The following is a 12,148-nucleotide window of genomic DNA, read 5'->3' on the forward strand; positions in this document are numbered from 1 at the left end:
CCCTGGGGAATACAGTGGATGATCATTGAGAAAACTGGCTGGTCGCTTCATTACCTCTATTGGAAAGTTAGCTGGATCAACGTTCGGATGATGATATCCGATGCTCCCTCTTTCGGCAAAAAGAAAGACGAACCAAAGAAAAAGAAGATGTCGGGTAAAGAAGCAGTAGCCAGACATAAAGCAAAGCGTCAAAATGGATAATTTAGAGTTAAACCTTGATTTCATACTTAATAATCCGCAAGTCCGCGAACAGCTAAATGATGTTCGTAGTGGCATTACTGGAGTATTAAGTACTTCGAGAAGCGCTTCGCAACAGGTTGCATCCATGTCGATGGCAGCGGTAAGACAAGCAGCTATCAGTCAAGCTCAAGCCGTAAATTCTGCTCTTTCCGGTTCTCTGGCAATGTCAAGACAGACTAACGCCCTTATTGAAGATACTGCAAACAGAGCTGCTGCAGCAGCACAAGAAGCAGCTGTTAGATCTGCAGCAGCAAACGCTCAAGTAGAAAGAGATTATCAGGCTCGTAACGAACGAATACGCAGATCAGTTGCGGAGCTTAACAATGTGGCTTACTCTGCAAGAGGCGGGTTCAATAGTCTGCAGAATAGTATCAATCAAATCAGCCGGGAACTTCCAGCATTTACCTACAGCGCTCAAACAGGGTTCATGGCAGTTTCTAACAATATTCCCATACTTGTCGATAGCCTTTCTGCTGCTCGTAAACAAAATGAAGCTTTAACAGCATCCGGACAAAAAGCAGTGCCAATATGGAGACAACTGACTTCGTCCATGTTGAGCTGGCAAACATTGTTGACTGTTGGTATTACGCTGACAACGGTGTACGGTAAGGAAATCGGAATATGGGTAAAAGCACTCTTTAACGGCAAATCGGCTCTTGATGATCTTAAGCAGGCTAAGCAAAACCAAATTGAGGTTGATAAAGCTTATCAGTCATCCATCACCAAAGAGATCAGCAACCTCCAGACGCTAATCCAAACGGCAAACAATGAAAGATTGTCTCGTGAAAAACGAGTTGAGGCTGTTCGAAGCATCAACAGGCTGATGCCTGAACACTTAGGTAATATCACTCTTGAGAAAATCAAGACAGACGAGAGTCGGGTTGCTATTGAAAAGTACATCGAGGTGCTTAAACGCAAAAGCTATGAAGAGGCTATCAACTCTAAGCGTCAAGAACTACTAAAGCAAAGGATTGATTTGTCTGAAGGCTATAACGAAGCCAGGGATAAGCGGGATCAGGCTGCAGTTGCTGCTAAGAACCAGAAGTTCAAGATCAATGACGAGGAGACCGCGACCGATGCGCTGTTCAAAAAACGTCAGGCAAGTTTCGAGGAGTACATTGAAAAAGATCGTGCTATTATGAAGCAGGTCGAAACGCTTGACAAAGGCTATCAGAAACGCCTTGAGGCTGAGAAGCCGATCGGAGACAGCAACAAACAGGACAAGTCATACTTTGAAAGAATCGTATCTGATAATCAATTATTGCTTGATAATCTGGACAAAAGCGCTACTGACTTCGTTGCAAAGTCAAAGGACTATAAGGCTAAAATAGCGGAAGCTCGTAAGAATCTAAAGGCTTTCACTGCTGAAGATCCGGACAAGCAATCCAAGAAAGACGGTACCGATTACGATCAGATTATATCAGGTCGTAAAAGCATACTGGAGCGTATTGTTCAGCTGGACGATGAGTACTCCAGAAAGTCGTTTAACAAGGACGAAGAGGAGCTACAGGCACTTAAAGACAAGTTTGCAAAGCTGCAGCGGATCATCGCTGAAGAAAATGAGAAGATTGCGAAGTACAATGCAACGCACTCAAAAAAGGTGAGTCTTGTTTCCACGTCCGGACTTGACGATTTACAGAAAGATGCTGAAGCAGATCTAAAGTATCGTCAACAAACTGAGAAGCTGAAAGTAGAACTTGATAAACAGCAAAAGCTATATGAGAACTTCGAGAATGCGAGGGTTAAGTTCGGAGCTGATAAAGCAAAGGAGCTGTATAATGTTCAGTTTGGATCTTTCTCGGAATACCTATCCAACCAGAAAGCAAATGTAAATACTACTGATGCTGGATCTGGTCCGGTTGAAGAAAGGAATAAGATCCTTTCCGATGCCATGGAAAAGGAAGCTGAAGCTCAAGCTAAGCACTTGAGTAAACTTCTTGAAGACTTTCAAAGCTATCAGGCACAAAGAAAGCTACTCACTGAGAACTACGAGCGCGATTATCAAGTGCTGTTATCTGCAGGTAAGATTGCTGAAGCGAATACCCGATCCGTTGAGTACACGGAGTCCTTGCGTAACCTTGATGATGCGAATGTCAAGAAGCTGGACTCTTATAAAAAGCTGTTTGATGGTGTCGAGCGGGTCAGCGACAAGCAGGCGCAAGTTGTTATCGCGAACGCTGAATCTATGCTTCAGGAGCTGCAAGGCAAAGGACTCATCAGCGCGGATCTGGCTAAAGATATCATCGATAAGATCAACGACTCAAAGAAGGCTGTTGCAGATCGTCTTCCCGATCGTCTGGATGCTGCTGCTGATTCATTGCGAAATGTCGCTTCAGCTATTTCAAGTATCGATGATGGCTTTGCAAATGTGCTCGGAACGGTGTCCAATGTTATTGCCGGCTTCTCAGAGATGCAACGGCAAAAGGAAGCTATGAACGCATCTGGTGCTTCAGGAACTGAAAAGCTGTTAGCTGGTGCTGGAATGGTTACAGCTGGTATCGGGATCGCTGCCAGTGTGATCGGTACGGGGGTTAGCTGGTTTAAAGGGTTAAAGGCTGCAAAAGAAAAAGCCAAAGCAGACATTAAAGACTTTTATGATGCTGCCTATCGTGGTGAGATGCAGTACCAAGCTACGCTCCGGGATCGTGCAAGGCAACAGGCCGAACAGCATCGAGATACGATGGAGGGGCTGAAAGCAGAATATGAGCTTTTAACGTCCCAGCAAACGGCAATTGATAAGAAGTATAACGAGGTGTACCGTAAACTGCAAGGTGAACAGTACGTCGAGTCGACCACTTACAAACATGGAACTTGGTTTAGAAAAGCAAAATCTGAACAGAACATGGCCAGCCTTGCAGGTATGGACTACGATCAGCTTGAGGAGTTGTATCTGCAGGGAAAGTTGACGGAAGGTGCTAAGTCCCTGTTTGAATGGTTGCAGAAACTTAAAGAAGAGGGTGCTGATGTTAAGGATGCGTTTCAGGATGTTGCTGATGTTGCCAGCGAGTTAGCCACCGGGACAAATGTCGACTCGTTGACAGACGGCTTCATGAACTTCATTAAGGAAGGCAAGACAGGTGTTAAAGATCTGGCTGACTTCTTTGAAGACTCAATGAATGAGGCTTCTCTTAATATGTTCAAGAACAATATCCTGAAAGGTAAGATCGAAGGCTTTTATAAGCAGTTTGCTGAAGCTGGTAAAGATGGCCTTACAACTGAAGATATCGAAGCTCTTCGTATTGCTTATCAGACAATGACAGGGGAAGCATTAGCGGAATTCGAGAAGCTTAAGCAAGTGACTGGAAGCGACTTCAAGACGGCTGATGGATCAGCTGTATCTAAAGGCATTCAAAGTATTACCTCCGATCAAGCCAGCGCACTGGAAGGGATCACCCGTGGGACATACGACTACACGAAACGCAACTATCAAACGGCTATGGAAGGTTTAGCGGTTATGAAGCAACAAACAGAGGTGCTTATCAGAATCGAGCGTCACGCAGCATCAAGCTCTCTGAAGCTCGATGCGCTTGAGAAGCTCGATAAACTAGCTACGATAGCTGAAAAGCTGGATAAAATAGTTAGTAACACAAATTCAGGCAGTTTGAGGGGGGCTGGTTACGGATGATAAAAGACAGTATAAGCGGGGTAACACTCCGTGACAACTTCGGAGCATTCATTACATCAGGGTTGGATGACCTACTCCGTATGCACGACACAAAGGAACGGTTCTTACATGATTGGGGTGATGAGAATGGGATTGAGTTTGACCGAAAAGCGCCGGTCTACTTCAAAGAGAAAAGGGTTACTCTGGAAATAGTGATGATGGGAAATAGCGAAGCGGACTTCTGGAATAAGTACAAAGGGTTCTTTACTCTGATCACAAAGCCAGGCACGTTCCGTCTTTACCTTGATGAGCTGTCAAGGAGCTTCTACTGCTACTATCACAGCAGCACGTCATTCAGAAAGCTCACTTACCTCAAGCATGAGGAGTATGAAGGGATTGGTGTCAAGTTTAACCTTGTACTTATCGAGCCGGAACCTTCCTTCTGGAAACAGTTCACTTTCCTGACAGACAAGAACGGCAACAGATTAATAACAACAGACAATTACGCACTTATAGTTACAGAATAATGGCAGCTACAGAAGATAAAAGTATAGATACAGTAGATGTTGCTGTATCGATTGATAATGCAAAGGTTCTAGGCATTGACGCAAATGGAGGGACTAAGCTCTTCCCGTTGTCAAGTATTGTAAGATCAGAGAAGAATATTGCTACGCCTGCAACTGTTCCATCAGGGCAAAGGTTTGCGGGTGAAACATGGCCGGTATCCACGGCTCATTTGAATGTTGCATATCCAGGGTTCGGAGGGATTACTGTTACCTCTAAGGTTGGTGAACAGTATACCAGCAACAATCGCTTTGTGTGGAATAACGGAGCGTGGGAATGGCAGAGGGAGTTGGTGGATAGTCCCGAATTAGTTGACTATACAAAAAAAAGTGAGTTTTCACCAGTTCAGGAAGTTACTGACGGTCTTAAAACAGCCTTGGAAGCAGTAGTTTACACAAAAGGTAGTATTGTTAATACTTCTCTACCAATTTCTGGATATGTGAATAGCTCCGGGGCTATTATGGCTGCACAAAACTGGTATTCAAGCTACTTTGTTAGTGTCCTTCCCAACAAAGTATATCAGTATAATGGAAGGATATACGGAACTATAGCGGTAGTTGCTTTTTTCGATGAGAATAAAGTTTTGATAGGATCTAATGCTATTGGAGCTGCTTACAATGGAGTCGGTTCGAACGTTTTGAAACAAACGACTTTTCTCACTCCTGCTGGAACAGCTTATGTTCGGTATTCTTCTAATATACCAGTAGGTATAGTTGAAGGACAGAGTTTGTTATACTTTGATGAGGCGCCATACTTTTCTTCAAGTAAGGTAAATCAGATTACAGAAGCAACTGCTAAGTTGGTAGTTGTGGAGAACACTCTGGCTGGAAAGGCTGCTAAGCCTGTTGTTGATAATATCGTCACCAAACTGGGTCTTAAGTCGTTTGTTCTTGACGATGTTATAAATAGCGAACTTCCTTTTGAAGGGTTCATAAATAACACAGGGACGGTAAGCCCCGCTGGGAACTGGTTTTCCAGCGATTTCGTATCAATTCCGGAAAACAGGGATCTCCAGTTTAATGGCCGTATATATGGTCAAATTGCGAGGTTCGCTTACTTTAACGATGCTAAAGGATTGTTAACTACTATTGCACCTGGTGCAAACTATACAGGAACAGGGTCTGACGTGCTTAAGCAACTTCTTTTTAAGGCTCCTGAAGGAACATCATTTATTCGCTACTGCTCTTATAAGCCTGTCAATGTAACAGAAACGCAAAGGCTGCTTTATAAAGATCCCGTTCCTTACATATTTTCATCCGAGCTGAATAGACTAAACGCAGAAATATCAGCTTTGAAAGAAGGTGAATCTGGGATAGGCCCCAAACCATCAATAGTTACGCCTTCCAAAATATTGCTTGTGACTGGCTATCCGATCTCTCTGTACTACGAGAACTTTATTAGCGATGTCAAAGGGTTTAACGTTTCGGTTGATTGTGCTATAGGTACAGGATACGTTAACTTCTGGAAGGTAACTCCGACAACTGAAGGTACATTCTCGATGACGATAAGAGTTTACAAAGATGCTGTTGTTGTTTCTGAAAAATCCCTGCAAGTTGTTGTAAAAGCTGCAAGTCAGTTATTGACGGAGAAAAACGGTGTCTCAATTGGAGACAGCCTAACCGAACCGGTATACACTATAAATGCTATTATTTCAAACTTCCAGAAGCTAGGAGGAGTGCAACCGGTATTTCGTGGTACAAAGACGGGTGGAAAAACAGAAGGTCGAAGCGGTTGGACTGCAGAAAACTTTGCAACAGGTGGATTGGTCTTCTACAGGTTCGAGTTTACAGGTCATACGGCTCCGATGACACAATGGACGTCTTTTACTAATAATGGAAGTACATTCACTGTATACGAGGTTAATAGAACTGATGGAAACGGATACGTTAATATGACTCGAAGTGCCGGCACCAATTTGCCGGATGCTAGTGGTGTATTGGTCTCTACGTCCGGTCTTCAAAGTATTACCTATACTTCTTATTCTGTAGGTTCTGGCAATCCGCTTTGGGATGGCACGAAACTCAATGTGGCCAATTATAGAACAGTCGTTCTCGGAATGCCTGAGAATGTAAAGTTTGATATAGTTAATATGCAACTTGGAATCAACGATATAGGACAATCCCCGAATGCGGTGTTATCCGATGCTGTAATTGCGACAAAAGTCTCGCACCAAAAGGCAATAGTAGATGCCTTTATTGCTGACAATCCAACAGGTAGGATTATAGTACAGCTTGAACCATCATGTAACAATACAGCAGGTGGTTTCCCTAAACTGAGCCACTACTTTTATTATCGTCAAAATATGTTCAAGTTATGGAAGGCACTTTTGAATCAGTTCGACAATGCTGTTTATAATCCCAATGTCTACGTTGGTATCTCCGGGTTAGCAATACATCCATTTGAAGGGTATCCACAAGGAACCGTGAAAGCATCTGATCGTTATACGAGCGCAACTCCAGTGAATACTAACAGTGTTCACCCACGTGCGGAAGGTTATCAGGAGATCGGAGATCACGTATTTCATCAAATCTTACATCTTTTGGTTTAACGGCATGTACCTCCCAATTCATCATAACGACACCCAGATATCAAACCTCCCTGTTCATTCAGGGATGGTGATCTCGTGGGAGCTGATGGGCGCAAAGGAGATCCGGGCGGATATTGAAACGCCTGGTGTTCTGCTTTCGCCTATTGGTAGCTACATCGAGTACCAGGGCGAAAGGTACACAATCAATACGCCTCCGATACTTGCAGAAGTGATCAACAATCACCGCTATAGGTATTCGCTGGTATTTGAAAGCGATCTGTACAGGTTGTACGACAAAGGTTTCAAGCATCTCAAGAACAATAACTTTCAGTATTATGGAACTGCATCTGATTACGTGCAGCTCCTCGTTGACAACATCAATGAGATTGATTCAGGTTGGTCTGTTGGTACTGTTGATGTGACTGAAGAGAAGAAAGCGGACTTCACTCCGATGAAGTGCCGTGCTGCTCTTGACACCATCGCTGAACTGTTCGCCTTTGAGTGGAACGTAACGGGTAAGACAATTCACTTGCAAAAGCAAGTTGGGAACCTCACAACGCATGTATTCGCTTATGGTCGGGGCAAAGGGTTGTACAAGCTATCTGCATCTTATCAGAGTGATAAGAACATCGTGACCAGGGCGTTTGGTTATGGAAGCACTCGGAACCTTCCTGCTGGATATCGCAACGGGGCAAAGAACCTGATGTTTGAGGGTGATTATCTTGACCGCAATACAGAGCTTTATCGGGTCAAGGAAGGTGATTACAACAATGAAGACATCTTTCCGGAACGTGATGCTCCTGTTACGGCTGTTTCCTTCAATGAGGGAGACAATACTTTCACCATTACGGACACTACGCTGGACTTTGACATTAACGCTCATCTACTTGAGGGTAATACGGCAAAGGTCTCTTTTAAAACCGGAGAACTGCAAGGTGAAGAATTCGAAATCTTACGTTATAATCATGCTACCAAGACGATCACTTGTAAGGTGTCTACTGATAGTAATAGCTACACCCTTCCAAATGGCGTATTTTCAGCGCATGTGGGAGATGTTTACACGTTACTGGATATAAGTCTTCCACAAACTTATGTTGATGATGCTGAAGCTCGTTTGCGTGCCAAAACACAGGAGTATCTTGATGAGAACTGTATACCTCGTGTACTGTATTCGCTTGAGCTTGATCCGCTGTACGCTCGTGATAATTCGATCATGCTGAAGCCGGGAGATAAAGTACGAATTCAGCATGCAGCACTCGGTATTGATGACCTGATCAGGGTGTCCTCCATCAGTTACCCTTTGAACTTCCCTGAAACGATTACCCAGGAGACAAAGATCACTGTTGAGATTGCCAACTTCATTCCATATACGATCAGCGAGCGTGTCATTGCTGATACGATTGACAACCAGAAGGAAATAAAGGTTGTGGATAGACGGAACGCTGAACGTGCAAGGTTGAACTCCATGAACATGAAGCAGCTGGCAGGTCGGGTGTTTGATCCGGACGGAAATCTCGCAAAAGGTCAAGAAAGCTTGTACGCTGCGATGGGAACGTTCGGGTTTGCCTCGCAAAATTACGTCCTCAATAACGTAACGATCAACCCGAATGCTGGAGGTGATCAGAACACGCTAACCATTTCAGCAGGGCAACTAATACACTACTTCTACGAGATTGAAAGTTTAGGCTATATCTGGAATATGGAGGCTGCTGCTTTCAACAATCTTGATCCGGCAAAGTTCTATTACGCTTATGCGAAGTGTTCTAAGACATCGTTGCAGGGAACATGGGAGCTTAGTGAGACACCTGTAGGCACTAACGACATTCCCGGCTTTTGGGCGTTCAATCTCGGTCAACTATTCGAGGTTAACCTAGATGGGTATCGGAACTTTGACTTTACTAAAGGGATGACCTTTATTGTCGGTGATCAGATCACTACAGGCCGTATTCAGGATATCACTAAACAAAACTTCTTTGACCTTACAACCGGATCATTCAATTTAGGAAATGAGCAGTACGGGATTGACTGGAACGTAACGACTGAAGGTAGACTAACAATCAGAGGCTTCGTTATCGCTGATGATGTCTCAGTAGGCTCCAATGGTGTCATCAATGCCGGGCTTTCTGGAGATACTACATTGGGCTTAGATTCCATTGTTATATGGTCTGGAGGGACTAAGGAAACGGCAACATTTAAGGTCAACCAGCGAGGCGAACTGTACGCGGTATCCGGTTATATAGGAGGTTTTAAAATCGGTTCAAATAGTCTCGAATCAGCTCAAAACTATGGAGCATCGGGTAAGTTCGTGCTATATCCGAATGACGGCTATATAGCTTTCATTGACAACAGTGTAGGCTATTGGGCTGGTATAGGTGCGAACGTCTTCCCTGCAACGAGTGGTGTTAGATGTGTGGGTAGATTTGAAAACACCGGATTCAGTGGAGCGGATAATTATGGGCTCTATATCCGGGCTAAAAATGGTATTAAGAACATCGCGGTGTCTGCTGAAGGTGATCTCCTGTTTCATGGAGATTCAAAGATCAGAAACCATGCTGTCAAGACTTCAGTTGTGGGTTTTGGAGTACATCAGGTTACTGATGAAGGCGCAATCCTGATCAACGGAACAGCCTCTGTTATATTGCCTGTCAGCCCTCCTGAAGGACGAGTAGTAAGTGTGAACGGTATAGGAGGCGCGATGCAAGTTAAAAGCTCCGATAAGGCTATAAGAGATAGAGGTGATACTATAGCAATAAATGAATGGCAAACCGGGATAAGTTGGGGGCGTACTTACACTTATTTCTCTAATGTCAACAGCTGGATCTGTACGGGTTACCTGAACTAAGTTTTACAAGTTTCTAAGAAGGGTTGACAAAGCAAGACAAACACTTTTTAGATTATGAGTAAGATTAATATGAAAACGCCAATTAGCTATTATGGCGGTAAACAAAAGTTAGCTAACAAGATTATCTCGTTGATCCCTGAGCACACGCTGTACTGTGAGCCTTTTATAGGCGGTGCAGCGGTGTTCTTTGCAAAGCAGCAATCAAACATCGAGGTGCTCAATGATGTGAATAGAGAGCTTATCAATTTCTATCGAGTGGTGCAGAATGATTTTGTATCACTCGAAATGGAGATCCGGATAACTCTTCACAGTCGTGACCTTCATCGCAAGGCATCCGTTATTTATAACAATCCGGACATGTTTAGCGAGATCAAACGTGCGTGGGCTGTGTGGGTGCTTAGCTCGCAAAGCTTCAGCGCACAACTTGACTCCAGTTGGGGCTATGATCGTTCAAAGAACACCACGACAAAGAAGATCATCAACAATAAGGAAAGGTTTACTGAGGATATTGCTATCCGGTTGCAGAACGTACAGCTAGAGTGCGCTGATGCCTTGTATATCATTAAGAGCAGGGATTCAGAAGCGAGCTTCTTTTACTGCGATCCTCCGTACTTTAATAGCGATTGCGGGCATTATGACGGTTACTCGGAACAAGACTTCGAGAACCTGCTTAAAACGCTGTCTGAGATAAAGGGCAAATTCCTTCTGTCTTCCTATCCTTCGCCTTTGCTCCAGCGATGGGTAAAGCAGCATGGCTGGTACATGTGGAGCGTTGAGTCGGGTGTATCGGTGAACAGTAAGGCTGGATACATGAAACGTAAGATAGAGGTGCTTACATCAAACTATCCAATCGATTAAATTAGCAAGGTGGCTGAAGAGACCCTCTCTCCACATGGTAACAAAGGACACACTGATCTCAACATTGTGTGTCCTTTTTTCTGTTTCCTGTGCGATCCTCAGTTTAAAGGAGGATTATCAGTAGGCAAATGGCCAAGACCAAGCCTTTTAACGCCCTGATAAAGCGTATGGATATAGTTAATCTTAACTCCATCGTTTTAATTATGCTATGAGTTAAACCATAGCCACCTTGCTCGACTAATATAGCTAATTCTTTAAGATGTATGTTGGAAAGAAGTGGAAAATAAAGCCCGGACGGATGGAAGTTTTGCGAACATTTCATCACAAACAAATAGCCCGAAGGCTATTGCGTCCGGGCTCGTTTCCTATAAAGGGTCAACAAAGCCGGATTGAATGTTTGAAATGAAATGTTCGCAGGGCAAATATACTATTATTGGATGAGCCGTTAAAGAGGGATAGTATAAACTTTATTTAAATGATGTTTAAGAGTGTTTTTAAATATCATTTAAATCGTGTGTGTGATTTTATTTTTGGAAATTTGGTTTTGAAAAACTGGCATTTTCGTTTTTCCGATTATAGATGGAGATAATTTGTGCTTTACATTATGTTTGCGATACACTACCTTACAACTATGTGGAAAAGCATTGGGGATTTCCTGGAAACAAATAGCAGAATTCTGGATTACATCCTCTTGTATGTAAGTTTAATTGCCTCTTTAGGTATTATCACGCAGCTCGGGTTTGGTGGAATTACTGCAATTTCAAATTATCCGGATTTATCTGGAGATTTAGCCCTTACTATTCTTACCCGGACGTTGGCTGGATATATGCAGGAATTTTGGCATATTTCTGATTGAACTATCAAAGGGCAGTCTTTTTTCGACCGGTTCTATTTTAACCCGACCTTGTTATTTGTAATTAGCTTTTTGCTGCTGATTTTTTTTTGGAACCTCGCTGTTGATGCTTCCCACTTCCACTCAAAAGACAGCGAATCTAAGGAAGTCACCGGTATCGCAAAATCCTCCACTACCTTAGATGCGAACGACATCCTGGTTGTTTTTGGGGAATTTGATGATATCAAGAGATTAATCAAACGCTAGTCCGGGAAAATTCTATCGGGAGGATAAGCAGCTTCATTTACTACTGACGTATTCAAGTCCCCACTTATACAATTCATCGATGATGGGCTCTAATTTTTCCCCTTTGGGAGTTAGGGTGTATTCTACAGTAGGCGGAACGGTTGGAAAAACCTTTCTGACGACAATTCCATTTGCTTCCATATTCTTCAATTCCTTAACCAACATCCGGGTGTTGATCCCCGGGATGAGTCGCTCTAATTCACTGAAGCGCTTCGTGCCGTTAAACAGGGCATAGATAATAGACATCGACCATTTTCCACCAATTACTTCCAGAATCTCCTGTAGCGCACATCGGTCATCATTTTTTTTCAACTTTTTCTCTTCCATAAGTACCTGATCCTTTGTATGGCTTTACCTTATGGTATTACTATACAA

Annotated in this window: 8 protein-coding genes; 7 read left to right on the plus strand and 1 reads right to left on the minus strand. The window is 43.4% G+C overall.

Features of this window, described 5'->3' with window-relative positions:
* The first annotated feature begins 18 nt into the window (after window positions 1-18).
* From ACO1NU_RS08730 to ACO1NU_RS08760, 7 genes are all read left to right on the plus strand, one after another.
* The gene (locus ACO1NU_RS08730; RefSeq protein ID WP_448818092.1) at window positions 19-201 is read left to right on the plus strand and encodes a hypothetical protein; all 183 of its coding nucleotides are present in this window, start codon (window positions 19-21) and stop codon (window positions 199-201) included.
* Entirely contained in the window at window positions 194-3,865 is a 3,672-nt protein-coding gene (locus ACO1NU_RS08735) for a hypothetical protein (protein WP_448818093.1), read from the plus strand. The genes ACO1NU_RS08730 and ACO1NU_RS08735 overlap by 8 nt, the downstream gene beginning before the upstream one ends.
* Entirely contained in the window at window positions 3,862-4,371 is a 510-nt protein-coding gene (locus ACO1NU_RS08740; protein ID WP_448818094.1) for a hypothetical protein, read from the plus strand. The genes ACO1NU_RS08735 and ACO1NU_RS08740 overlap by 4 nt, the downstream gene beginning before the upstream one ends.
* Window positions 4,371-6,956, plus strand: coding sequence for a hypothetical protein (locus tag ACO1NU_RS08745; protein WP_448818095.1), 2,586 nt, complete (start codon window positions 4,371-4,373; stop codon window positions 6,954-6,956). The genes ACO1NU_RS08740 and ACO1NU_RS08745 overlap by 1 nt, the downstream gene beginning before the upstream one ends.
* A gap of 4 nt (window positions 6,957-6,960) precedes the next feature.
* Window positions 6,961-9,777, plus strand: coding sequence for a phage tail protein (locus ACO1NU_RS08750; protein WP_448818096.1), 2,817 nt, complete (start codon window positions 6,961-6,963; stop codon window positions 9,775-9,777).
* Window positions 9,778-9,831: 54 nt separating this feature from the next.
* The gene (locus ACO1NU_RS08755; protein WP_448818097.1) at window positions 9,832-10,635 is read left to right on the plus strand and encodes a DNA adenine methylase; all 804 of its coding nucleotides are present in this window, start codon (window positions 9,832-9,834) and stop codon (window positions 10,633-10,635) included.
* Between the two features lie 631 nt (window positions 10,636-11,266).
* Window positions 11,267-11,491 (plus strand): hypothetical protein, encoded by a 225-nt coding sequence (locus ACO1NU_RS08760; protein WP_448818098.1) that lies wholly within the window; start codon window positions 11,267-11,269, stop codon window positions 11,489-11,491.
* 276 nt (window positions 11,492-11,767) lie between these two features.
* On the opposite strand, the gene ACO1NU_RS08765 is transcribed toward ACO1NU_RS08760, so the two are convergent.
* On the minus strand, window positions 11,768-12,100 hold the full coding sequence (locus ACO1NU_RS08765; RefSeq protein WP_448818099.1) for a winged helix-turn-helix transcriptional regulator: 333 nt from the start codon (window positions 12,098-12,100) through the stop codon (window positions 11,768-11,770).
* Between the last annotated feature and the right edge of the window lie 48 nt (window positions 12,101-12,148).

This window comes from Arcticibacter sp. (assembly GCF_053551015.1).